The organism is Enterobacter cloacae complex sp. 277I4 (assembly GCF_050031465.1).
Classification (GTDB): domain Bacteria; phylum Pseudomonadota; class Gammaproteobacteria; order Enterobacterales; family Enterobacteriaceae; genus Enterobacter; species Enterobacter cloacae.
Genome location: NZ_JBLGWC010000001.1, coordinates 3,775,046 through 3,799,503, shown reverse-complemented (window position 1 = coordinate 3,799,503; position 24,458 = coordinate 3,775,046). Strand labels below are relative to the sequence as shown.

Annotated in this window: 23 protein-coding genes; 19 read left to right on the top strand and 4 right to left on the bottom strand. The window is 55.4% G+C overall.

The window, feature by feature from the left end; translation table 11 throughout:
* The first annotated feature begins 12 nt into the window (after nt 1-12).
* The gene (trmN, locus tag ACQG19_RS18460; RefSeq protein ID WP_058678280.1) at nt 13-750 is read left to right on the top strand and encodes a tRNA(1)(Val) (adenine(37)-N(6))-methyltransferase TrmN; all 738 of its coding nucleotides are present in this window, start codon (nt 13-15) and stop codon (nt 748-750) included.
* On the opposite strand, the gene nadB is transcribed toward trmN, so the two are convergent.
* Nucleotides 735-2,354, bottom strand: a complete 1,620-nt coding sequence (gene nadB / locus ACQG19_RS18455) for an L-aspartate oxidase (RefSeq protein WP_013098324.1) — start codon at nt 2,352-2,354, stop codon at nt 735-737. The genes trmN and nadB overlap by 16 nt on opposite strands.
* 349 nt (nt 2,355-2,703) lie before the next feature.
* Here nadB and rseD point away from each other — a divergent pair, with 349 nt between their 5' ends.
* The 12 genes from rseD (at nt 2,704) to acpS (ending at nt 12,156) form a co-directional block, all read left to right on the top strand.
* Nucleotides 2,704-2,784 carry a rpoE leader peptide RseD gene (rseD, locus tag ACQG19_RS18450; protein WP_225368419.1) on the top strand — a complete coding sequence of 27 codons (81 nt, stop codon included), beginning with the start codon at nt 2,704-2,706 and terminating at the stop codon, nt 2,782-2,784.
* Entirely contained in the window at nt 2,781-3,356 is a 576-nt protein-coding gene (gene rpoE, locus ACQG19_RS18445; protein WP_006176728.1) for an RNA polymerase sigma factor RpoE, read from the top strand. Before rseD ends, rpoE begins: the two co-directional genes overlap by 4 nt.
* Before the next feature lie 31 nt (nt 3,357-3,387).
* Nucleotides 3,388-4,038 (top strand): anti-sigma-E factor RseA, encoded by a 651-nt coding sequence (gene rseA, locus ACQG19_RS18440; RefSeq protein ID WP_023620106.1) that lies wholly within the window; start codon nt 3,388-3,390, stop codon nt 4,036-4,038.
* Entirely contained in the window at nt 4,038-4,991 is a 954-nt protein-coding gene (gene rseB / locus ACQG19_RS18435; RefSeq protein WP_013098322.1) for a sigma-E factor regulatory protein RseB, read from the top strand. The genes rseA and rseB overlap by 1 nt, the downstream gene beginning before the upstream one ends.
* Nucleotides 4,988-5,464 (top strand): SoxR-reducing system protein RseC, encoded by a 477-nt coding sequence (gene rseC / locus ACQG19_RS18430; RefSeq protein WP_038420411.1) that lies wholly within the window; start codon nt 4,988-4,990, stop codon nt 5,462-5,464. Before rseB ends, rseC begins: the two co-directional genes overlap by 4 nt.
* 185 nt (nt 5,465-5,649) lie before the next feature.
* Nucleotides 5,650-7,449: a translation elongation factor 4 gene (gene lepA, locus ACQG19_RS18425; RefSeq protein WP_013098320.1), complete on the top strand. Its 1,800-nt coding sequence runs from the start codon at nt 5,650-5,652 to the stop codon at nt 7,447-7,449.
* 15 nt (nt 7,450-7,464) lie between these two features.
* Nucleotides 7,465-8,439, top strand: coding sequence for a signal peptidase I (gene lepB, locus ACQG19_RS18420; protein WP_013098319.1), 975 nt, complete (start codon nt 7,465-7,467; stop codon nt 8,437-8,439).
* A 222-nt stretch (nt 8,440-8,661) separates the two neighbouring features.
* Entirely contained in the window at nt 8,662-9,342 is a 681-nt protein-coding gene (gene rnc, locus ACQG19_RS18415) for a ribonuclease III (RefSeq protein ID WP_003860711.1), read from the top strand.
* Complete coding sequence (era, locus tag ACQG19_RS18410; protein ID WP_013098317.1) at nt 9,339-10,244, top strand: GTPase Era; 906 nt, start codon at nt 9,339-9,341, stop codon at nt 10,242-10,244. Before rnc ends, era begins: the two co-directional genes overlap by 4 nt.
* 17 nt (nt 10,245-10,261) lie before the next feature.
* On the top strand, nt 10,262-10,969 hold the full coding sequence (gene recO / locus ACQG19_RS18405) for a DNA repair protein RecO (RefSeq protein ID WP_013098316.1): 708 nt from the start codon (nt 10,262-10,264) through the stop codon (nt 10,967-10,969).
* A 75-nt stretch (nt 10,970-11,044) separates the two neighbouring features.
* Nucleotides 11,045-11,776, top strand: a complete 732-nt coding sequence (gene pdxJ / locus ACQG19_RS18400) for a pyridoxine 5'-phosphate synthase (RefSeq protein ID WP_013098315.1) — start codon at nt 11,045-11,047, stop codon at nt 11,774-11,776.
* Complete coding sequence (gene acpS, locus ACQG19_RS18395) at nt 11,776-12,156, top strand: holo-ACP synthase (protein WP_013098314.1); 381 nt, start codon at nt 11,776-11,778, stop codon at nt 12,154-12,156. Before pdxJ ends, acpS begins: the two co-directional genes overlap by 1 nt.
* On the opposite strand, the gene ACQG19_RS18390 is transcribed toward acpS, so the two are convergent.
* Entirely contained in the window at nt 12,153-12,413 is a 261-nt protein-coding gene (locus ACQG19_RS18390) for a YfhL family 4Fe-4S dicluster ferredoxin (RefSeq protein ID WP_020690052.1), read from the bottom strand. The two genes, acpS and ACQG19_RS18390, sit on opposite strands and share 4 nt — an antisense overlap.
* Before the next feature lie 56 nt (nt 12,414-12,469).
* Entirely contained in the window at nt 12,470-13,318 is an 849-nt protein-coding gene (locus tag ACQG19_RS18385; protein WP_013098313.1) for a MurR/RpiR family transcriptional regulator, read from the bottom strand.
* Nucleotides 13,319-13,436: 118 nt separating this feature from the next.
* Between ACQG19_RS18385 and murQ the strand changes: the two genes are divergently transcribed.
* Genes murQ through tadA form a run of 4 tightly spaced genes read left to right on the top strand, consistent with a single transcriptional unit; the run spans nt 13,437 to nt 16,908 of the window.
* The gene (gene murQ, locus ACQG19_RS18380; protein ID WP_013098312.1) at nt 13,437-14,330 is read left to right on the top strand and encodes an N-acetylmuramic acid 6-phosphate etherase; all 894 of its coding nucleotides are present in this window, start codon (nt 13,437-13,439) and stop codon (nt 14,328-14,330) included.
* Nucleotides 14,331-14,343: 13 nt separating this feature from the next.
* Nucleotides 14,344-15,705, top strand: a complete 1,362-nt coding sequence (locus ACQG19_RS18375) for a PTS transporter subunit EIIC (RefSeq protein ID WP_020690049.1) — start codon at nt 14,344-14,346, stop codon at nt 15,703-15,705.
* A gap of 3 nt (nt 15,706-15,708) precedes the next feature.
* Complete coding sequence (yfhb, locus tag ACQG19_RS18370) at nt 15,709-16,344, top strand: phosphatidylglycerophosphatase C (RefSeq protein WP_013098310.1); 636 nt, start codon at nt 15,709-15,711, stop codon at nt 16,342-16,344.
* A gap of 24 nt (nt 16,345-16,368) precedes the next feature.
* On the top strand, nt 16,369-16,908 hold the full coding sequence (tadA, locus tag ACQG19_RS18365) for a tRNA adenosine(34) deaminase TadA (protein WP_246932010.1): 540 nt from the start codon (nt 16,369-16,371) through the stop codon (nt 16,906-16,908).
* On the opposite strand, the gene mltF is transcribed toward tadA, so the two are convergent.
* Nucleotides 16,796-18,346 carry a membrane-bound lytic murein transglycosylase MltF gene (gene mltF, locus ACQG19_RS18360; protein WP_013098308.1) on the bottom strand — a complete coding sequence of 517 codons (1,551 nt, stop codon included), beginning with the start codon at nt 18,344-18,346 and terminating at the stop codon, nt 16,796-16,798. The genes tadA and mltF overlap by 113 nt on opposite strands.
* A gap of 267 nt (nt 18,347-18,613) precedes the next feature.
* Here mltF and purL point away from each other — a divergent pair, with 267 nt between their 5' ends.
* Nucleotides 18,614-22,501, top strand: coding sequence for a phosphoribosylformylglycinamidine synthase (purL, locus tag ACQG19_RS18355; RefSeq protein ID WP_246932008.1), 3,888 nt, complete (start codon nt 18,614-18,616; stop codon nt 22,499-22,501).
* A 529-nt stretch (nt 22,502-23,030) separates the two neighbouring features.
* Nucleotides 23,031-24,458: a two component system sensor histidine kinase QseE/GlrK gene (qseE, locus tag ACQG19_RS18350; protein WP_246932006.1), complete on the top strand. Its 1,428-nt coding sequence runs from the start codon at nt 23,031-23,033 to the stop codon at nt 24,456-24,458.

Genomic DNA, 24,458 nt, shown 5'->3' with positions numbered 1-24,458 from the left:
GGTTGCTCTGACATGTCTCAACTCAAAGCGCAATTGCGCCGCGATGGTTTTACGTTTAAACAATTTTTTGTTGCTCACGATCGCTGTGCCATGAAAGTCGGTACAGACGGTATTCTACTGGGAGCGTGGGCGCCTGTCGCAGGGGTTAAGCGCATTCTGGATATTGGCACCGGCAGTGGTCTGCTGGCATTAATGCTGGCTCAGCGCACGGATGAACATGTCACCATTGATGCGGTTGAACTGGATGCACAGGCAGCAGGGCAGGCGAGTGAAAATGCGCTCGAATCCCCCTGGGCAACCCGAATAAAAGTTGAATGCGCGGACGTACTGGCCTGGGCACCAGAGCAAACGGCGCGTTATGATTTGATTGTCAGTAACCCTCCCTACTACGCGCCCGGCGTGGAGTGCGGTACGCCTGAGCGCGAACAGGCTCGCTATACCGGTTCGCTCAATCATAAAGCCCTGTTAACCAGCGCGGCGAATTTAATTTCCGAAGAAGGGTTCTTCTGCGTGGTTCTTCCCGAAAGTACCGGTAATACCTTTATTGAGATCGCACGTGAGATGGGCTGGAACTTACGGCTGCGAACCGATATCTCGGATACGGAAGGGCGGTTACCACACCGGGTCTTGCTGGCGCTTTCACCAAAAGAGGGTGAATGTTTTAACGACAGGATGGTTATCCGTGGGCCAGACCAGCGTTACTCCGAAGATTACACTGCGCTGACCCAGGCATTTTATCTGTTTATGTGACGCTGCGGGGAGAGAACCGACGGGCCGGATTCAGGCAGCGTGTCGGGATAGTCCAGGGTGTAATGTAAACCCCGACTCTCTTTACGCATCATCGCGCAGCGAACAATCAACTCGGCAACCTGCACCAGGTTACGCAGCTCCAGCAGATTGTTGGAAACGCGGAAATTGGCATAATACTCATCAATTTCCTGCTGCAGCATGGTGATACGGCGTAAGGCTCGCTCAAGACGCTTCGTCGTGCGTACAATGCCAACGTAGTCCCACATAAATAGCCGAAGCTCATGCCAGTTATGCTGGATCACAACCAGCTCATCCGGGTTTTCCACGCGGCTCTCATCCCAGGCCGGTAAGTGCTCAGCGTGGCGGGCATACGGCATGCGTTTGGTTATATCCACCGCCGCGGACCAGCCGTAAACCAGACACTCCAGCAACGAGTTGGATGCCATGCGGTTCGCGCCATGCAGCCCGGTATAGCTCACCTCGCCGATGGCATACAGACCATCCACGTCCGTACGGCCATGATCGTCAACCATGACGCCACCACAGGTATAGTGAGCGGCTGGCACAATCGGTACCGGGTCACGCGTCAGATCAATCCCAAGGCTGAGCAGCTTTTCATAAATCATCGGGAAATGCTGACGGACAAACTCAGCCGGTTTGTGGCTGATATCCAGATACATGCAATCCACGCCAAGACGTTTCATCTCGTGATCGATAGCGCGGGCGACGATATCACGCGGCGCGAGCTCGCCCCGCGGGTCAAAGTCCGGCATAAAACGTGAGCCGTCCGGGCGCTTCAGATACGCGCCTTCACCGCGCAGGGCTTCCGTCAGCAGGAAATTGCGCGCCTGCGGATGAAACAGTGCGGTTGGGTGAAACTGGTTGAACTCAAGATTGGCAACACGACACCCGGCGCGCCAGGCCATGGCGATACCATCACCAGAGGCAATGTCCGGGTTGGTGGTGTATTGATATACTTTGGAGGCGCCACCTGTTGCCAGCACCACGGCTTTCGCCTGACAGGTTTCGACCTTTTCTTTGTTACGATTCCAGACCCAGGCCCCCACCACCCGGCGCGTGCCCGGCAGGCCGATTTTGTCAGAAATAATCAGGTCAACGGCATTACTGCGCTCAAGCACCCGAATATTAGGATGGCTGAGCGCCTTGCTGACCAGGGTGGTTTCCACCGCTTTACCGGTGGCATCTGCAGCGTGCAGGATCCGGCGGTGGCTGTGTCCGCCTTCGCGGGTAAGGTGGTAACTCTCTTCGCCGTTTGGCTGAACCTGAGTATCAAAGAGTACACCCTGGTCAATAAGCCACTGGACGCAGTGACGCGCATTGCTGGCGACAAATTCCGCAGCATGTTCATCGACGATCCCGGCTCCGGCAATCAACGTATCTTCGACGTGTGACGCAATGCTGTCTGTTTCATCAAACACGGCGGCAATTCCGCCCTGGGCATAAAATGTGGAGCCTTCGCTCATCGGTCCTTTACTCAGAACAATTACGCTCTGATGCTCAGCCAGACGCAGCGCCAGCGAGAGTCCTGCCGCGCCGCTACCGATGATCAGTACATCACAATGTAGTTCAGGTGTTGTGTTCATGATTTTTGTTTAATTTACTAAACAGTGTTTGGGCAGAATAGCATCTCAGTGCGAGATATCGCACGTTTTTTTTATTCTCAGTTGCAATGACTAAACGCGCATGCGCGGATTTCCGGCATGTAAAAGAAGGAAAATATTTTGCGAAGCAGGTCGTTAGCTTCAGATTTTGTGGTGAAATAAAGCCTGGGTTGCGTTACTCTTCTGACCGGATAAGAGATGTTTGAAGTCAGAAAGTGGGTATGTATCGTGAACAGACTTATAATGAGAGAAAATAAACAGTCTGTGACGCGATGAACAAAAACAAAGGCGTTACGGAACTTATTGAAGAATAGACACTCCAACTCGGTGCTTGCTCAAAAGTGCGGGATTTGTAGAGTGGCGTTTCGATAACGCGTGGAATTTTGGTTTGGGGAGACATTACCTCGGATGAGCGAGCAGTTAACGGACCAGGTCCTGGTTGAACGGGTCCAGAAGGGAGATCAGAAAGCCTTTAACCTACTGGTGGTGCGCTACCAGCATAAGGTGGCGAGTCTGGTTTCCCGCTATGTACCGTCAGGTGATGTGCCTGATGTTGTACAAGAGTCTTTTATTAAGGCCTATCGCGCGCTGGACTCGTTCCGGGGAGATAGTGCTTTTTATACCTGGCTGTACCGTATTGCGGTCAATACGGCAAAGAATTATCTGGTCGCTCAGGGCCGTCGTCCGCCTTCAAGTGATGTGGACGCAATCGACGCCGAAAACTTCGAAAGTGGCGGTGCGCTGAAAGAAATTTCGAACCCTGAGAACTTAATGTTGTCAGAAGAACTGAGACAAATTGTTTTTCGCACGATCGAGTCGCTCCCGGAAGATTTACGCATGGCAATTACGTTACGGGAGCTTGATGGTCTGAGCTATGAAGAGATAGCCGCTATCATGGATTGTCCGGTCGGCACGGTACGTTCACGAATTTTCCGTGCGCGAGAAGCTATTGATAATAAAGTTCAACCGCTTATCAGGCGTTGACGATAGCGGGATACTGGAAAAGGTATTAGGCATGCAGAAAGAAAAACTTTCCGCTTTAATGGATGGTGAAACGCTGGATAGTGAGCTGCTCAATGAGTTGTCTCATTCTCCCGAAATGCAAGAGACCTGGGAGAGTTACCATCTCATCCGTGACACCCTTCGTGGTGACACCAGCGAGGTTATCCATTTCGATATCTCAGCCCGCGTGATGGCGGCTATTGAGAATGAGCCTGTTCATCAGACCACTCCGCTGATTCCTGAAGCTCAACCTGCACCACACCAGTGGCAGAAAATGCCGTTCTGGCAGAAGGTGCGTCCGTGGGCCAGTCAACTTACTCAAATGGGTGTGGCGGCATGCGTATCGCTTGCAGTTATCGTTGGCGTCCAGCACTATAATACTCAGTCTGAAACTAATCAGCAGCCAGAAGCGCCAGTGTTCAATACACTGCCGATGATGGGCAAAGCCAGCCCGGTAAGTTTGGGTGTACCGGCTGATGCCTCCGCCAGTGGCGGTCAGCAACAGCAGGTTCAGGAGCAGCGCCGTCGCATTAATGCGATGTTGCAGGATTATGAGTTGCAGCGTCGTCTGCACTCAGAACAGCTTCAGTTTGAGCAGGCACAAACCCAGCAGGCTGCTGTGCAGGTGCCAGGAAACCAAACTTTAGGAACGCAATCGCAGTAATGAAGCAACTTTGGTTCGCCATGTCTCTGATGGCGGGTAGCCTGTTCTTCTCTGCCAACGCCTCGGCTGATGTTTCATCCGGGGCGTTGTTGCAGCAAATGAATCTGGCCAGCCAGTCACTCAATTACGAGTTGGCATTTATCAGCATCAATAAGCAGGGCGTCGAGTCGTTACGCTATCGCCATGCCCGTCTTGATAATCAGCCGCTCGCGCAACTTTTACAGATGGATGGCCCGCGTCGGGAAGTGGTTCAGCGTGGTAACGAAATCAGCTATTTCGAGCCAGGCCTGGAGCCTTTTACCCTCAATGGCGACTATATCGTTGATTCTCTGCCATCGCTCATCTACACCGACTTCAAGCGCCTTGCCCCTTACTACGATTTTATTTCGGTAGGGCGTACGCGCATCGCTGACAGATTGTGTGAAGTGATCCGCGTTGTCGCCCGCGACGGGACGCGTTACAGCTACATTGTCTGGATTGATGCCGAAACCAAGCTTCCAATGCGTGTAGACCTGCTTGATCGCGATGGTGAAACGCTGGAACAGTTCCGCGTTATCTCCTTTAGCGTCAATAATCAGGTGGGTAATAGCATGCAGAATCTGGCGAAAGCCAGCCTGCCGCCGCTGCTCTCCGTTCCGGCGGGAGATTCCGTGAATTTCAACTGGGTTCCTTCCTGGATCCCGCAAGGCTTTACGGAAGTATCAAGCAGCCGCCGACAACTGCCTACCATTGAAACGCCGGTTGAATCGCGCCTCTACTCCGATGGCTTGTTCAGCTTCTCGGTGAACATCAATCGCGCGACGGCAAACAGTGCCGAACAAATGCTGCGTACCGGACGTCGAACAGTCAGTACCACGGTACGCGACAACGCGGAGATCACCATCGTCGGCGAATTACCCCCGCAAACGGCGAAGCGTATTTCTGACAGCATCAAATTCAGGGCTGCACAATGATTAAAGAGTGGGCTACGGTTGTATCATGGCAGGACGGTGTTGCGCTGGTAAGCTGTGATGTAAAGGCCTCCTGTAACAGTTGTGCATCCCGGGCAGGTTGCGGCAGCCGCGTGCTAAATAAGCTCGGGCCGCAAACCTCGCACACGCTTTCCGTGCCAAGTGAGCAACCGCTGGTGGCAGGACAGAAGGTTGAACTGGGCATTGCCGAAGGCAGCCTGTTGGGTTCCGCAATGCTGGTTTATCTCTCCCCGCTGGTGGGGCTCTTTGTGATGGGCGGCGTGTTTCAGATGCTGTTTGGTACCGATGCGGCGGCTATGTGCGGCGCTGCATTGGGAGGTGTGGGTGGTTTCTGGCTTGCCAAAGGTTTCTCCCCAAGGCTCGCAGCCCGCGAAGCGTGGCAGCCTGTTATTCTCAGCGTAGGGCTGGCACCAGACCAACTTCGTGTTGAGACGCTCTCCTCTGAGGCCCGGTGATCCATCGGGCTTTATCATCATTTACATCTTAAAAAAGAAAACACCATTTCTTCACGCTATACCTGGCGCTAAGTGCATTTCCAGGTAACGGAGATGTAGTGTAGAATGCTGCGTTTTCGCACTGAAAAACGTCAGGCTAAGAACAGCGGCCTCCAGGAATTCGTAAGGCATAATTATTTAACTATATGAAGAACATACGTAACTTTTCGATCATTGCTCACATTGACCACGGTAAGTCGACGCTGTCTGACCGTATTATCCAGATTTGCGGTGGCCTGTCTGATCGTGAAATGGAAGCCCAGGTTCTGGACTCCATGGACCTGGAACGCGAACGTGGTATCACCATTAAAGCGCAGAGCGTCACGCTCGATTACAAGGCGGCTGATGGTGAAACCTACCAACTGAACTTTATCGACACCCCAGGCCACGTTGACTTCTCCTATGAAGTTTCTCGCTCGCTGGCAGCCTGTGAAGGCGCGCTGCTGGTGGTGGATGCGGGGCAGGGCGTAGAAGCCCAGACCCTGGCAAACTGCTACACGGCGATGGAAATGGATCTCGAGGTGGTGCCGGTTCTGAACAAGATCGACCTGCCAGCCGCTGACCCTGAGCGCGTGGCGGAAGAGATTGAAGATATCGTCGGAATTGACGCGACCGATGCCGTGCGTTGCTCGGCCAAAACCGGCGTGGGCGTTACCGATGTGCTGGAACGTCTGGTGCGTGATATTCCGCCACCAGAAGGTGACCCGGATGCCCCACTGCAGGCACTGATTATCGACTCATGGTTCGATAACTATCTGGGCGTTGTCTCGCTGGTGCGTATTAAAAACGGCACCATGCGTAAAGGCGACAAAATTAAGGTAATGAGCACCGGGCAGGTCTACAACGCAGACCGTCTCGGGATCTTCACACCAAAACAGGTTGACCGTACCGAGCTGAAATGCGGCGAGGTGGGTTGGCTGGTTTGTGCCATTAAAGACATTCTCGGTGCGCCAGTGGGCGATACCCTGACCGGCGCGCGTAACCCGGCAGAAAAAGCGCTGCCAGGCTTTAAAAAGGTGAAACCACAGGTTTATGCCGGCCTGTTCCCGGTCAGCTCTGACGACTACGAGAACTTCCGTGATGCGCTTGGCAAGCTGAGCCTGAACGACGCCTCGCTGTTCTACGAGCCAGAAAGCTCCACGGCGCTCGGCTTCGGCTTCCGCTGCGGCTTCCTTGGTCTGCTGCACATGGAGATCATTCAGGAACGTCTGGAGCGTGAATACGATCTGGATCTGATCACCACCGCGCCGACCGTAGTGTACGAAGTGCAGACCACCAACAAAGAGATCGTCTACGTCGACAGCCCGTCCAAGCTGCCGCCGCTGAACAACATCGATGAGTTGCGTGAGCCTATCGCAGAGTGTCATATGCTGCTGCCGCAGGAATATCTGGGTAACGTTATCACGCTGTGCGTGGAGAAACGTGGCGTTCAGACCAACATGGTTTACCACGGTAACCAGGTTGCGCTCACCTATGAAATCCCAATGGCGGAAGTGGTTCTCGACTTCTTCGACCGTCTGAAGTCTACGTCTCGTGGCTATGCGTCACTGGATTACAACTTCAAACGCTTCCAGGCTTCGAACATGGTACGTGTGGATGTGCTGATCAACGGCGAACGTGTTGATGCGCTGGCCCTGATCACCCACAACGACAATGCCCCGTACCGTGGCCGTGAGCTGGTTGAGAAGATGAAAGATCTGATCCCGCGTCAGCAGTTTGATATCGCGATTCAGGCGGCCATCGGCAACCACATTATCGCCCGCTCTACCGTGAAACAGCTGCGTAAAAACGTTCTGGCGAAATGCTATGGCGGTGACGTCAGCCGTAAGAAAAAGCTGCTCCAGAAGCAGAAAGAAGGTAAGAAGCGTATGAAGCAGGTCGGTAACGTCGAACTGCCGCAGGAAGCATTCCTTGCCATTCTGCATGTTGGTAAAGACGGCAAATAACCCTAAGGAGTTGGCATGGCGAACATGTTTGCCCTGATCCTGGTCATCGCTACCCTGGTGACAGGTCTGTTGTGGTGTCTGGATAAGTTTATTTTCGCCCCAAAACGCCGTGAACGTCAGGCTGCCGCGCAGGCAGCCACAGGTGATGGGCTTGATGCGAAAACCCTGAAGAAAGTTGGCCCGAAACCGGGCTGGCTGGAGACCGGGGCATCGGTATTCCCGGTGCTGGCGATTGTGCTGGTGGTGCGTTCGTTTATTTACGAGCCGTTCCAGATCCCGTCAGGCTCCATGATGCCAACGCTGCTGATTGGTGATTTTATTCTGGTCGAGAAGTTTGCCTATGGCATTAAAGATCCGATCTACCAGAAAACGCTGATCGAAACGGGCCATCCGAAACGTGGCGACATTGTGGTGTTTAAATACCCGGACGATCCACGCCTTGACTACATCAAGCGCGCGGTGGGTCTGCCGGGTGATAAAGTCACCTACGATCCGGTTGCCAAAGAAGTGACCGTTCAGCCTGGCTGCAGCTCCGGTACCGCGTGTGAAAACGCGCTGCCAATCACCTACTCAAACGTTGAGCCAAGTGATTTTGTGCAGACCTTTGCCCGTCGTAACGGCGGTGAAGCGACCAACGGTTTCTTCCAGGTGCCGAAAGATGAAACCAAAGAGAACGGTATTCGTCTGGTCGAACGTAAAGAGACGCTGGGTGATGTGACGCACCGGATCCTGACCGTGCCAATTGCGCAGGATCAGGTCGGGATGTATTACAAACAGCCAGGTCAGCAGCTGGCCACCTGGATCGTACCGCCGGGACAGTACTTCATGATGGGTGATAACCGCGATAACTCCGCGGACAGCCGTTACTGGGGCTTTGTGCCGGAAGCGAATCTGGTGGGTAAAGCAACCGCAATCTGGATGAGTTTCGAGAAACAGGAAGGCGAATGGCCGACCGGGGTACGCCTGAATCGTATTGGCGGGATCCATTAATTCTCAATAATTGAACACGTAGTCGCTTTAATTAGCGGCTACGTGAATTATTTCAGCGATAAATCTCTTCGAACTAACGACATCCCCTGTCGTTGTGTATAGAATATTCCCCCGAAGTTTAAGGTTGGCCCTGCAAGGGTGCCACGGCACACGAAACCGCGTTGGTTTTCTCAGGTCGGTTTCGTGTGCTGCATTTTTGACGCATTCATTTATTGGTATCGCATGAACCCCATCGTAATTAATCGGCTTCAACGGAAGCTGGGCTACACTTTTCATCATCAGGAGCTGTTGCAACAGGCATTAACCCATCGCAGTGCCAGCAGCAAACACAATGAGCGCCTCGAATTTTTAGGTGACTCTATTTTGAGTTTCGTGATTGCTAATGCGCTTTATCATCGTTTCCCGCGTGTGGATGAAGGTGATATGAGCCGCATGCGCGCCACGCTGGTAAGGGGTAACACCCTTGCGGAAATCGCACGCGAATTTGAACTGGGCGAATGTCTGCGTCTTGGGCCGGGTGAACTGAAAAGCGGCGGCTTCCGTCGTGAATCTATTCTTGCCGATACGGTTGAGGCATTAATCGGTGGCGTGTTCCTGGACAGCGATATCCAGACCGTAGAAAAACTGATCCTGAACTGGTATCAGACCCGTCTGGATGAAATCAGTCCGGGCGATAAACAAAAAGATCCGAAAACGCGTTTGCAGGAATATTTGCAGGGTCGTCACCTCCCGCTGCCATCTTATCTGGTGGTGCAGGTGCGTGGTGAAGCGCACGATCAGGAATTTACCATCCATTGCCAGGTCAGTGGCCTGAGTGAACCGGTGGTGGGCACAGGTTCAAGCCGTCGTAAGGCTGAACAGGCTGCCGCCGAACAGGCGTTAAAAATGCTGGAGCTGGAATGAGCGAAGAAAAAACCTATTGCGGATTTATTGCCATCGTCGGACGTCCGAACGTGGGTAAATCCACCCTGCTGAATAATCTGCTTGGGCAGAAGATTTCGATCACCTCGCGTAAGGCACAGACCACGCGTCACCGCATTGTCGGTATCCATACTGAAGGCGCGTATCAGGCGATCTACGTCGATACCCCAGGCCTGCACATGGAAGAGAAGCGTGCCATTAACCGCCTGATGAACAAAGCGGCGAGCAGCTCGATTGGTGACGTGGAGCTGGTTATTTTCGTTGTGGAAGGCACCCGCTGGACGCCGGACGACGAAATGGTCCTGAACAAGCTGCGTGACGGTAAAACGCCGGTGATCCTCGCGGTCAACAAAGTGGATAACGTACAGGAAAAAGCCGATCTGCTGCCGCACCTGCAGTGGCTGGGTAGCCAGATGAACTTCCTCGACATCGTTCCGCTGTCTGCAGAGACCGGTCTGAACGTGGATACCATCGCCGGTATCGTGCGTAAGCATCTGCCGGAAGCGACTCACCACTTCCCGGAAGATTACATCACCGATCGTTCTCAGCGCTTTATGGCTTCTGAAATCATCCGCGAAAAGCTGATGCGTTTCCTTGGCGCAGAACTGCCGTACTCCGTGACGGTAGAGATTGAGCGTTTCCAGAGTAACGAGCGTGGCGGTTACGACATCAATGGCCTGATCCTCGTTGAGCGTGAAGGGCAGAAGAAGATGGTCATTGGCAACAAAGGCGCCAAGATCAAAACCATCGGTATTGAAGCCCGTAAAGACATGCAGGAGATGTTTGAAGCACCGGTTCACCTGGAGCTGTGGGTGAAAGTGAAATCTGGCTGGGCCGATGATGAGCGTGCTCTGCGCAGCCTCGGTTACGGCGAAGATCAGTAAACCAAGACGACGCGCAAATGGAAGGCTGGCAGCGCGCTTTTGTTCTGCATAGTCGTCCCTGGAGCGAAACCAGCCTGATGCTGGACGTCTTCACGGAAGAGTCGGGTCGCGTGCGCCTTGTTGCAAAAGGCGCACGTTCCAAACGTTCCAACCTCAAAGGCGCCTTACAGCCCTTTACGCCGCTGCTGGTCCGCTTTGGCGGGCGAGGGGAAGTCAAAACCCTGCGCAGCGCTGAAGCCGTCTCTCTGGCGCTTCCCCTTTCTGGCATCACGCTTTACAGCGGTCTGTACGTCAATGAACTCATTTCACGCGTTCTTGAACATGAGACTCGCTTCTCTGAACTTTTCTTCGATTATCTGCACTGTATCCAGGCCCTTGCTGGCGCAACCGGTTCGCCTGAACCCGCCCTGCGCCGTTTCGAGCTGGCGCTGCTGGGTCACCTGGGATATGGCGTCGATTTTCTGCATTGTGCGGGGAGTGGAGACGAGGTCGAAGACGGGATGACCTACCGGTATCGGGAGGAAAAAGGGTTTATCGCCAGCGTCGTGATTGATAACAACACCTTTACCGGACGCCAGCTCCGGGCGCTGTATGAGCGCGAATTTCCGGACCAGGATACCCTTCGTGCTGCAAAACGCTTTACCCGGATTGCGCTCAAGCCGTATCTTGGGGGCAAACCCCTGAAGAGCCGCGAATTGTTCAGGCAGTTTATGCCGAAACGTTAACGTTTTATCCCTCACCCCAGCCCTCTTCCGGAGGGAGAGAGGGAAGGAAAATGAATCAAAATACCGAGGATTGTCATGGCTGAATTACTGTTAGGCGTCAACATCGATCACATCGCCACGCTGCGTAATGCTCGCGGTACGGCTTATCCCGATCCGGTTCAGGCGGCGTTTATCGCTGAGCAGGCTGGCGCCGATGGCATTACCGTTCATCTGCGCGAAGACCGCCGCCACATCACCGACCGTGACGTGCGTATTCTGCGTCAGACGCTGGATACCCGTATGAACCTGGAGATGGCGGTCACGGAAGAGATGCTGACGATTGCCTGTGACACCAAACCGCATTTCTGCTGCCTGGTACCGGAAAAGCGTCAGGAAGTGACCACCGAAGGCGGTCTGGACGTGGCGGGGCAGCGTGACAAAATGCGCGATGCCTGCAAACGTCTGGCGGACGCGGGTATCTTGGTTTCTCTGTTCATTGACGCTGATGCGGAGCAGATCAAAGCGGCGGCTGACGTGGGTGCACCGTATATTGAAATTCACACCGGCTGCTACGCCGATGCCAAAAACGATGCCGAGCAGGCTAAAGAGCTGGAGCGTATCGCGAAAGCGGCTACTTACGCCGCGAGCCTGGGTCTGAAGGTTAACGCAGGGCATGGGCTGACCTACCACAACGTTAAAGCCATCGCCGCCCTGCCGGAAATGCATGAGCTGAACATCGGCCACGCCATTATTGGCCGTGCGGTGATGAGTGGCCTGAAAGAGGCGGTTTCAGAAATGAAACGCCTGATGCTGGAAGCGCGTCAGTAATGGCTATTCTGGGCTTAGGTACCGACATCGTCGAGATAGCCCGCATTGAAGCGGTGATCGCCCGTAGTGGCGATCGTCTGGCAAGGCGCGTGCTGAGCGATAACGAATGGGCCATCTGGGAAGCGCATCAGCAGCCGGTACGTTTCCTGGCCAAGCGCTTTGCCGTTAAAGAGGCAGCGGCCAAAGCCTTTGGCACCGGTATTCGTAACGGTCTGGCGTTTAACCAGTTTGAAGTGTTTAACGATGAGCTGGGTAAGCCGCGCCTGCGTTTATGGGGCGAGGCCTTGAAGCTGGCAGAGAAACTCGGCGTGGCGCACATGCACGTGACAATCGCGGATGAACGGCACTATGCCAGCGCAACGGTGATTATCGAGAGTTAAAGTTTGTCCGCGTGATGCATCAGGACAAACTTATCCCACAGCTGCTCTTCGCTTTCGACGTGTGCCGGATCCTTCAGGATAGTATTGGGGATCGGGCACACCTTCTGGCAGGTCGGCGTTTCATAGTGGCCAATGCACTCGGTGCAACGGTCAGTGTTAATCTCATAAATGCTGTCGCCCATCGAAATGGCCTGGTTAGGGCATTCCGGTTCGCACATATCGCAGTTGATGCATTTTTTGGTGATTAACAGCGCCATCAGGAAATTCTCAGAAACAACACAAACAGGGCGGGCATTATACGCTCATTCGTTGTTCAAACCAGTTTTTTTACCAGCTCTTCGCTGTGACGAATCCGCTCAGGCGCATGCTCCAGATCCTGCTGCACCAGTGCCATAAACAGCAGATCCGTCAGCATCATTTGCGCGCTGGTGGACGAGATAGCCGCGCTGCGCGTGGCCTGCTCCTCGGCAATGGTATACAAGCAGCGCGTTGCCCGCTGCTGCAGTGCATTGGGCGTAAAACCGGTAATAGCCAGAATTTTACCACCCACACGCAGGGCCTCGTCGGTGGCCATGTTGATTTCACGGCGTTCCCCGGTATAGGAGATCGCCAGCAGCAGATCGTCCGGATCCATGGCCTGCACTGTCGCCAGCAGGGCATGCATATCCTGTTCGACGATGGCGTTATACCCGATTTTCGTCAGCTTCCAGCCAAAATTACGCGCCACCAGCCCGGACGCGCCGATACCGGTCAAAATGATCCGTCGTGCCGCACGCAGCATTGCCACGCTTTCCAGTAATTTTTCTTCAGTGTTGACATCGAGAGTGGCGTGCATGGCCGCGACGTTCTCTTTGATCAACTTCTCGCCCACCAGACGCATGGGATCATCGCCACGGATCTGATTATGCACCGGCATGGATTGCGGATTGGGGTTACTCACCAGGGCTTCGCTGATTGCCAGTTTCAGTGCCGGGAAGCCCTTAAAGCCAATCTTCTGGGCAAACTTCACCACGCTGGACTGGCTCACACCCGCTTCGCTTGCCAGCTGCTGAGAGCTGAGATGGCGGGCATGGTCGGGCTGAGAAAGCAAAAAATCCGCCAGCTTTTTGTCGCTTTGAGCAAAGCCTGCATAACGCTGGCGAATGCGAATTAAACAGTTCATACGTTCTCCTGGCGAAAATGTGATTGTCTGCGCAAATACGAATTTTGCTCGCCTGAATGAATTTTATATTCCATTATAGTGCGATTATTATGAATTAAAAATTCCAGAGGTAAAAAAGATGAATCTTGGCTCACTTGTATCAGAAACGCGCAACCCGCAAACCATGGATCTGGATGCTCTCTCCACCCTGGAGCTGGTTAACCGTTTTAATCAACAGGATACGCTGGTCGCACTGGCAGTGAAAGAGACATTACCAGAGGTGGCGAAGGCCGTCGATGCTGCGGCACAGGCGCTCAAGGCGGGGGGCCGCATTATTTATATGGGCGCCGGAACCAGCGGACGACTCGGCGTGCTGGATGCCTCTGAATGTCCGCCTACGTTCGGCGTTCCGCACGGGCTGGTGGTCGGTCTCATTGCCGGTGGGCCTGGCGCGCTGCTGAAGGCGGTAGAAGGGGCGGAAGACAACAAACAGCTCGGTGAAGATGATCTGAAAGGGCTTAACCTCAACGCAAACGATCTGGTGGTCGGGCTGGCCGCTTCCGGGCGCACACCTTACGTCATTGGTGGCCTGGAATATGCCAATCAGACGGGCTGCACTACCGTGGCTATCTCCTGTAATCCAGGCTCGCCCATTGCGCAGGTGGCCCACATCGCTATTTCGCCGGTCGTCGGGCCCGAAGCGCTCACCGGCTCCACGCGTCTCAAATCCGGGACCGCGCAAAAACTGGTGCTCAATATGATCTCCACCGGCGCGATGGTGAAGTTCGGCAAGGTGTATCAGAACCTGATGGTGGATATGCAGGCCACCAACGTCAAGCTGGTGGACCGGGCCTGTCGCATGGTGATGGAAGCGACCGGTGCGAGCCGCGAAGAGGCGGAAGCCGTACTCAAACAAACCGATCACGATGTGAAACCGGCCATTCTGATGATCCTGAGCGGGCTGGATGCCGCCGCCGCGCGAGCCAGGCTTGCCGAGCATAATGGATTCTTACGGGCGGCATTAGAAAACTAACACAGAGGCGTGTATGGAAAAAACAGCAGCGCTCGCCAGCCATATTTTGCAGGGGATCGGCGGAGAGAAGAACATTCAGCGTCTGGAAAACTGCATGACGCGTGTGCGCGTCGAGGTGCATGACGACGACCAGCTTGATATCGCGCACCTTAAGCAGCTTCCTGGCGTCAGCGGGTACGTAAAGCAGGGGCAGCAGCATCAGCTGATCGTCGGGCCGGGAAAAGCGGCGCAGGTCGTTGATGCCATGCGCGCATTGATGGGCGGAGGGGCGGCCGTGCCGGTTGACGATGCCGAGCGCACCAAAGCGCAGGCAAAGGCCAAATACAAAGCCCCCATGAGCGATGCGCTGCGACAGCTGGCAAACGTCTTTATTCCACTTATTCCGGCGTTTATTGCCTCCGGGTTGATCACCGGGATCATCAATATCCTCAAGCGTCCGGATATTGTCGGCGATTTTGCCACGCACTATCCGAACCTGCTCGGCATTCTGGGGATCTTTGGTAGCGCTGTCTTCGCCATCATGAACATTCTGGTTGGGGTTAACACCGCCAAAGTGTTTGGCGGCTCAATGGCGATGGGCGGGGTGATGGCCGGTATTCTCTCCAGCCCGCAGCTTGCGCAGATAACCCTGTTTGGCGAGGCTCTCCAGCCCGGGCGCGGCGGGGTGATTGCGGTGCTGCTGGTGGTCATCCTGATGTGCTGGATTGAGAAAAAGCTGCGCGCCGCTCTGCCCGGTTCCATTGAGCTGATCCTCAATCCGCTGCTGACCACGCTTATCACCGGCTGTGTGGCGATTGTGGCCCTGCAGCCGCTGGGCGGCTGGATCTCTGAGGTGATTGCCCACGGCGCTTCTCTGGCTATCGATCGCGGCGGGTTATTAGTGGGCGCTGTGCTGTCAGGGACCTTCCTGCCGCTGGTGCTGACCGGGCTGCATCAGGGGCTGGTGCCGATCCACGTCGAGCTGGTGCAGGCTCATGGTTATAACGCGCTACTGCCCATTCTGTCGATGGCGGGGGTAGGTCAGGTTGGTGCGGCGATTGCCGTGCTGATGAAAACCCGTAACGCGCGCCTGAAAAAAGTGATTAAAGGGGCGCTACCGGTTGGATTGCTGGGCATTGGCGAGCCGCTGATTTTTGGTGTCACGCTGCCGCTCGGTAAGCCTTTTCTCGCGGCCTGTCTGGGCGGGGCGGTGGGCGGGGCGCTTATCAGCTACTGGAAAGTTGCCACTGTTATCACCTTTGGACTCTCCGGTTTACCGCTGGCGCTCACCATCGTGACCGGAAAAGTCATGCTCTATCTGTTAGGCTATCTGGTAGCGGTGATCGCCGGGTTCCTGTTTACCTGGCTGGCGGGATTCAACGACCCAGAGGAGTAAGGTTTGGCTAATCACGAGCGTCGTGTTGTCTTTTTCGACCTGGATGGAACGCTGCATCAGCAGGATATGTTTGGCACGTTTATGCGCTACCTGCTGCGGCGTCAGCCCCTGAACGCACTGCTCGTCTTACCTTTGTTACCCGTGATTGGCCTTGCGCTGCTGGTGAAAGGCCGGGCAGCGCGCTGGCCAATGAGCCTGCTGCTCTGGGGCTGTACCTTTGGCCACAGTGAAGCCCGGCTCAAACAGCTTGAGCAAGACTTTGCGCACTGGTTTCGCGATCATGTGACGGCGTTTCCGGTTGTGCAGGCACGGCTGACCAGCTACCTCGATGCGAACGACGCCGATATCTGGTTGATTACCGGCTCGCCGCAGTCGCTGGTAGAGCAGGTCTATTTTGATACGCCGTGGTTGCCGAGAGTGAACCTGATCGCCACGCAGATCTCTCGTGGTTACGGCGGGTGGGTATTGAGCATGCGCTGTCTGGGGCATGAAAAGGTGGCCCAGCTGGAGATGCGCATTGGCACGCCGCTGCGCCTGTACAGCGGTTACAGTGACAGTAAGCAGGACAACCCGCTGCTCTATTTTTGCCAGCACCGCTGGCGCGTCACGCCTGCGGGTGAACTTCAGCAACTCGAATAGTTTTATCCATAGCGGGTGTGTATAATGCCGCCCGCTTTTCGACTGGAGTATCAACCGTTGTCCAACCCTGAATTCTCACACGAATACTGGATGCGCCATGCGCTCACCCTTGCCCGGCGCGCCTGGGACGAGGGAGAAGTGCCCGTGGGTGCGGTGCTTGTCCATAACAACCAGGTAATTGGAGAAGGGTGGAACCGCCCGATTGGTCGCCACGATCCTACCGCTCACGCAGAAATCATGGCGCTTCGTCAGGGTGGGCTGGTACTGCAAAACTACCGTCTGCTCGACACCACGCTGTACGTCACGCTTGAGCCATGCGTCATGTGTTCCGGCGCGATGGTGCACAGCCGTATCGGTACGCTGGTCTTTGGCGCGCGGGATGAAAAAACCGGTGCTGCGGGCTCGCTGATGGACGTGCTTGGACACCCGGGAATGAACCATCAGGTGAAGACTATCGGTGGGGTGCTTGCACCAGAGTGTTCGGGGCTATTAAGTGATTTCTTTCGAATGCGCCGTCAGCAGAAAAAGCAACAAAAGGTAGAATTGAAGTCGTCGGGCGATTAATTTCGTCCGGTGCCACAACCGGATAGCTTTGCGCCAGCTGTTTCGCCTCTGTCGCCTCTTTTTCCTTCTCCAGCAGATACCCCACCAGGCTAATCTGATATTTACGAATATTTTCCACGTAGGCATAAGCCTCATGCCCGCGCGCATAGCCGTAGGTGAGCTTGTTGTACCACGGCTTCTGGCTCAGGAGCGGCAGACGCTGTTTTACGTCAGACCAGCTGTCGGGGTTGCCTTTAGTTTTTGCCGTCAGGGCCCGGGCGTCGAGCATGTGGGCATAGCCCATGTTGTAGGCGGCCAGCGCGAACCAGATACGCTCCTCTTCTGGCACTGTCTCGGGGACTTTGGCCATCATATCCTGCAGGTAGCGCGCGCCGCCGCTGATGCTCTGTTCCGCATCGGTACGGTCGGTTAGCCCGAGGCTCTGCGCGGTATTTTTAGTCAGCATCATCAGGCCGCGCACGCCGGTGGGGGAGGTGGCCTGGGTGTCCCAGTGGGACTCCTGATACGAGATAGCCGCCAGCAGTTTCCAGTCAATCTCCTGCGCATATTTTTCGAACAGAGGCTGCAGGTCAGGCAGGACGCTGTCTACCGCGCGCAGGAAGCTGCGGGTGTCAACGTAGTCAAAGTCATCACCATGGCCGAGGTACTTCTCTTCCAGGCGTGCCAGGGTGCCGTCTTCATTAATGGTGTTATAAAAATCGAGCATGGCCGCAGAGAGGGTCTGATCGTCATCAAGATGAGTAAACCAGGTCACGGGCTGTTCGTCCGTCACGTCCAGCGCCACGGCGATTTCAGGATGCACCCGCTGGAACAGGCTGATCGCCACGGAGTCGGCGATGGTGTAAGGCAGTTTCTGATCTTTGACCTGGTCCAGCAGCTCCGTCGTGCCGAGTTTAGGGTCAACGGTCCAGCTCAGGTCAGGGTATTTCTTCTCCTTCAGCTCACGCAGATCGTCAATCACCACATGGCCAGGGGCAATCGTCAGTTGTTGAGCGTTGATCGAGGCCAGCGTACGCGGGCGCAGGCTACCGACGCGATAGACCAGCTGCTGTGAAACGGAGTAATAGGTCGGGCCCGGCTGGTAATTCTTGCTGCGCTCGCTGTTGTACACCAGCCCGGCGGCGAGGATATCGGCATCGTTGTTATCCAGGTCATCAAACAGCTGGCTGATGTTCTGGCGCACGGTGATTTTGAGCTTCACGCCGAGGTAATCGGCAAACTGCTGAGCCAGCTCATAGTCCAGACCGATGGTTTTGCCGTTGATGTCGCTGTAAATCAGCGGAGAGTTAAGCGTGCTGACACGCAGCTCCCCCCGCTCCTGAATGGCGGCGATACGGTTTTCGGCTTTGCCGAACCAGGGGATGGAAGGCCAGAGGGCCACTGCCAACAGCAACGTTACAATGCCGATGAGCAGATAATTAATCTTTAATTTTTTCAATTAGTTAATTCTCTGCGACGCCGGTTGCCTTAGTATGCTGTAGCCATGTTAAAAATAAGGTTTGCCATTGATTGAGCGGCATTTTGCGTAAAGTTACGCCACTTGGCAACAAATTAGAGAGAGAGGTCACATCTATTGTTAAACGATGCCGTCGATTTTATTTCGACGCAAACGGTTTCGTCGACGCTCAGGATTCTCTATAATGACGCCCGTTTTCCCCCCTTGCGCACACTGTAAGCGCCCCGGCGCTTCGAAGACGAGAGACTTATGATGGAAATTCTGCGTGGTTCGCCTGCACTGTCTGCCTTCCGTATTAACAAACTGCTGGCACGTTTTCAGGCAGCCGACCTTCCGGTAAGCAATATTTACGCTGAGTATGTCCATTTTGCTGACCTGAATGCCCCCCTGAATGCAGAGGAGCGCGTACAGCTGGAACGCCTGCTCAAGTATGGCCCAAGTCTGAGCAGCCATACCCCAACCGGTAAACTGATCCTTGCGACGCCTCGTCCAGGCACCATCTCCCCCTGGTCTTCCAAAGCGACTGACATCGCTCACAACTGTGGTCTGAACCAGATTAACCGTCTGGAACGCGGCGTGGCGTATTACGTTGAAGCCTCCACCCTGAGCGACGCCCAGTGGCAGGCGGTGGCCGCAGAGCTGCATGACCGCATGATGGAGAGCGTATTTGCTTCTCTGGATGATGCGCAGAAACTTTTCTCCCACCATCAGCCTGCGCCAGTACAGAGCGTGGATTTGTTGGGGCAGGGCCGTCAGGCGCTGATTGACGCTAACCTGCGTCTCGGCCTGGCACTGGCAGAAGATGAGATTGACTACCTGCAGGATGCGTTCGTTAAGCTGAACCGCAATCCAAACGACATCGAACTCTATATGTTCGCGCAGGCTAACTCTGAGCACTGCCGCCACAAGATTTTCAACGCCGACTGGATTATTGATGGCGAACAGCAGCCGAAGTCGCTGTTCAAAATGATCAAAAACACCATGGAGAAAACCCCTGACCACGTGCTGTCTGCCTATAAAGACAACGCCGCGGTGATGGAAGGTTCCGAGGTGGGCCGCTTCTTCGCCGATCGCGAAGTGGGGCGCTATGACTTCCATCAGGAGCCGGCGCATATCCTGATGAAAGTGGAAACTCACAACCACCCGACGGCGATCTCTCCGTGGCCGGGTGCGGCAACCGGTTCCGGCGGTGAAATCCGTGACGAAGGGGCGACGGGCCGTGGTGCGAAACCAAAAGCGGGCCTGGTCGGTTTCTCTGTTTCCAACCTGCGTATCCCGGGCTTTGAACAGCCGTGGGAAGAAGATTTCGGCAAGCCAGAGCGCATCGTGACCGCGCTGGACATCATGACCGAAGGTCCACTGGGCGGCGCGGCATTCAACAACGAATTTGGTCGTCCGGCGCTGAACGGTTACTTCCGTACCTATGAAGAGAAAGTGGACAGCCACAACGGCGAAGAGCTGCGCGGCTACCACAAACCGATCATGCTGGCGGGCGGGATCGGTAACATTCGCGCCGATCACGTGCAGAAAGGTGAGATCGTCGTCGGTGCGAAGCTGATCGTCCTCGGTGGACCGGCGATGAACATCGGTCTGGGCGGTGGTGCGGCCTCTTCAATGACATCCGGTCAGTCTGACGCCGATCTCGACTTTGCCTCCGTTCAGCGTGACAACCCGGAAATGGAACGTCGTTGCCAGGAAGTGATCGACCGCTGCTGGCAGCTGGGTGATGCAAACCCAATCCTCTTTATTCACGACGTTGGCGCGGGCGGCCTGTCCAACGCCATGCCGGAGCTGGTGAGTGACGGTGGTCGCGGTGGTCGTTTCAACCTGCGCGACATTCTGAGCGATGAGCCGGGCATGAGCCCGCTGGAGATCTGGTGTAACGAATCTCAGGAGCGTTATGTGCTGGCCGTCGCAGCCGATCAACTGCCGCTGTTTGACGAGCTGTGCCGCCGCGAGCGCGCGCCGTACGCGGTAATCGGTGAAGCGACCGAAGAGAAACACCTGACCCTGAGCGATACCCATTTCGACAACCAGCCAATCGACCTGCCGCTGGACGTGCTGCTCGGCAAAACGCCGAAGATGACCCGCGACGTGCAGACCCGCAAAGCGGCGGGCAACGCGCTGGATCGTCAGGGCATTACCGTAGCAGACGCGGTGAATCGCGTGCTGCACCTGCCTGCAGTGGCGGAGAAAACCTTCCTGGTCACCATCGGCGACCGTACCGTGACCGGTATGGTCTCGCGCGATCAGATGGTGGGGCCATGGCAGATCCCGGTGGCGAACTGCGCCGTGACCACTGCGAGCCTCGACAGCTACTACGGTGAAGCGATGGCGCTGGGCGAACGTACACCGGTAGCGCTGCTGGACTTCGCGGCCTCTGCTCGTCTGGCCGTCGGTGAAGCACTGACCAACATCGCCGCGACTCAGATTGGCGATATCAAACGTATCAAATTGTCCGCGAACTGGATGGCCGCTGCCGGTCACCCGGGCGAAGACGCGGGCCTGTACGAAGCTGTGAAAGCGGTGGGTGAAGAGCTCTGTCCTGCGCTCGGCCTGACCATTCCAGTGGGTAAAGACTCCATGTCGATGAAAACCCGCTGGCAGGAAGGCAACGAGCAGCGCGAAATGACTTCGCCGCTGTCGCTGATCATCTCCGCGTTTGCCCGTGTGGAAGACGTGCGCCATACCGTGACTCCACAGCTCTCGACCGAAGACAACGCCCTGCTGCTGATTGACCTGGGTAAAGGTCACAACGCGCTGGGTGCCACCGCGCTGGCACAGGTTTACCGTCAGCTGGGTGATAAACCGGCGGACGTGCGTGATGTGGCCCAGTTAAAAGGCTTCTACGACGCCATTCAGGCGCTGGTGGCGCAGCGTAAACTGCTGGCCTACCACGACCGTTCCGACGGCGGCCTGCTGGTGACCCTGGCGGAGATGGCCTTCACCGGACATTGCGGTGTTGAAGCGAACATCGCGACGCTTGGAGAAGATCGTCTGGCGGCACTGTTTAACGAAGAACTCGGCGCGGTGATTCAGGTGCGCGCGGCCGATCGTGACGCGGTTGAAGCTCTGCTGGCTCAGCACGGCCTGGCAGACTGCGTACACTACCTGGGTAAAGCCGTTCAGGGTGACCGTTTCGTCATTGAAGCGGATGGCCATGCGGTGTTCAGCGAAAGCCGCACCACGCTGCGTATGTGGTGGGCGGAAACCACCTGGCAGATGCAGCGCCTGCGTGATAACCCGGACTGTGCCGATCAGGAACACAACGCCAAGGCCAACGACAACGATCCTGGCCTGAACGTGAAGCTCTCCTTCGACATCAACGAAGACATCGCTGCACCGTACATTGCGACCGGCGCGCGTCCGAAAGTCGCCGTGCTGCGTGAGCAGGGCGTCAACTCCCACGTTGAGATGGCTGCGGCCTTCCACCGTGCGGGCTTTGATGCCATCGACGTTCATATGAGTGACCTGCTGGCAGGTCGCACCGGTCTGGAAGATTTCCATGCGCTGGTGGCGTGCGGCGGTTTCTCCTACGGTGACGTGCTGGGTGCCGGTGAAGGCTGGGCGAAGTCCATTCTCTTCAACAACCGCGTGCGCGATGAGTTCGAAAGCTTCTTCCATCGTCCGCAAACCCTGGCGCTTGGCGTGTGTAACGGCTGCCAGATGATGTCTAACCTGCGCGAGCTGATCCCGGGCAGTGAAGCGTGGCCACGCTTTGTGCGTAACCAGTCCGACCGCTTTGAAGCACGTTTCAGCCTGGTCGAAGTGACTCAAAGCCCGTCTCTGCTGCTGCAGGGAATGGTAGGGTCGCAGATGCCAATCGCCGTTTCTCACGGTGAAGGTCAGGTAGAAGTGCGTGATGCTGCCCATCTGGCTCAGCTTGAGAGCGAAGGACTGGTGGCGCTGCGCTTTGTCGATAACTTCGGCAAGGTGACGGAAACCTATCCGGCTAACCCGAACGGCTCGGTGAACGGGATCACGGCGGTCACCAGCGAAAGTGGCCGTGCGACCATCATGATGCCACACCCTGAGCGCGTGTTCCGCACCGTGAGCAACTCCTGGCACCCGGAAAACTGGGGTGAGGACAGCCCGTGGATGCGTATCTTCCGCAACGCACGTAAACAGTTGGGTTAATCGATATTGCCCTTTAAAGCCCGGTACGCGAAAGCGCTACCGGGCTTTTTTATGTGTGTCGCAATTTCGCGACAGACCCGTCATGCCACTGTCTCCAAAAGGAGACATTTAACTCATTGATTTATATATGGCAGGGGCGGTTCCCGTTAAGGTGTTGCTGATTAGCGACACTTAGCCTGGAAATCATTCAGCGAGCAATTAACGGTGGAAACCCATAAATTATATAAATATCAATGCGATAATATATTTATTTGCATTCTGGCACATCTATTGCATAATATTAATCAGTGGCTCATTCACCTTCTTATGTCAGCCCCTTCGGGACGTGCTACATAAACTTCGAATGACGCACAAAAAGGTGCCTGCCGTCCAACTACTGATCATAGCGTTGCTTTATCAGGACAGGGCGAAACGTCGAGTTAGGCACCGCCTCATTCCATGACAAAGCCGGGTTTTTACCCGGCTTTGTTGTATCTGAAGGGCAGACTCAGTTACGCTCTCCTCAAACCCATTCAAAGAGAGTAATGCGTTGAAACGCTGGCCCGTTTTCCCCCATTCCCTGCGTCAACTCGTAATGATGGCCTTTTTGCTGATCCTGCTGCCTTTACTGATCCTGGCCTGGCAGGCGTGGCAAAGCCTGAACGCGCTCAGTGCTCAGGCGGCACTGACTAACCGCACGACGCTCATTGACGCCAGACGCAGTGAGGCGATGACCAACGCCGCGCTGGAGATGGAGCGTAGCTATCGTCAGTATTGCGTGCTTGACGATCGCACGCTGGAAAAGGTCTACCAGAATCAGCGTAAACGCTATAGCGAGATGCTGGATGCGCATGCCGGCGTGTTGCCGGACGATAAGCTCTACCAGGCATTACGTCAGGATTTGAACGATCTGGCCCAGTTGCAGTGTAAGAACAGTGGCCCTGATGCCGCCGCAGCCGCTCGCCTTGAAGCCTTTGCCAATGCCAATGCTGAGATGGTGCAGTCTACCCGTGCGGTGATTTTCTCTCGCGGTCAGCAACTGCAGCAGGAGATTGCCGAACGCGGTCAGTTCTTTGGCTGGCAGGCGCTGGTGCTGTTCCTGGTCAGCCTCGCGCTGGTGTTACTTTTTACCCGAATGATCATCGGCCCGGTGAAGGGCATCCAGCGGATGATCAATCGTCTGGGGGAGGGGAAATCACTGGGCGATACGGTGGCCTTTAAAGGCCCGCGCGAGTTGCGTTCCGTGGGGCAGCGGATTATCTGGCTTTCGGAGCGCCTGTCGTGGCTGGAATCCCAGCGTCACCAGTTTTTACGTCATATTTCCCACGAGCTTAAAACGCCGCTGGCCAGCATGCGCGAAGGCACGGAATTGCTGGCAGACGAAGTGGCGGGGCCGATGACGGTGGAGCAGAAAGAGATTGTTGAGATCCTCGACGCCAGCAGCCGCAATCTGCAGAAATTAATTGAGCAACTGCTCGATTATAACCGCAAGCTGGCGGATGGAGCGGTCGTCCTTGAAAATGTCGAGATTGAGCCGCTGGTGGATATGGTGATCTCTGCCCACAGCTTGCCTGCAAGAGCTAAAATGATGCATACCGGGGTGACGCTGAATGAGCCAACCTGCCTGGCTGAACCGATGTTATTGATGAGCGTTCTGGATAATCTTTATTCCAATGCGGTGCACTATGGTACTGAATCCGGTAACATTTATATCCGAAGCTATACGAATGGTTCACGGGTCTTTATTGATGTCGCCAACACCGGCACCCCGATCCCCGATGACGAAAGAGAGATGATATTTGAACCCTTCTTCCAGGGAAGTCATCAGCGAAAAGGTGCGGTTAAAGGAAGCGGTCTGGGGTTAAGTATCGCCCGGGACTGTATACGACGCATGCAGGGGGAGCTAAACATTGTCACGGATGAACGTTCCGATGTTTGCTTCCGTATCGAACTGCCCCTGAGCCGGAAAAACCAATAA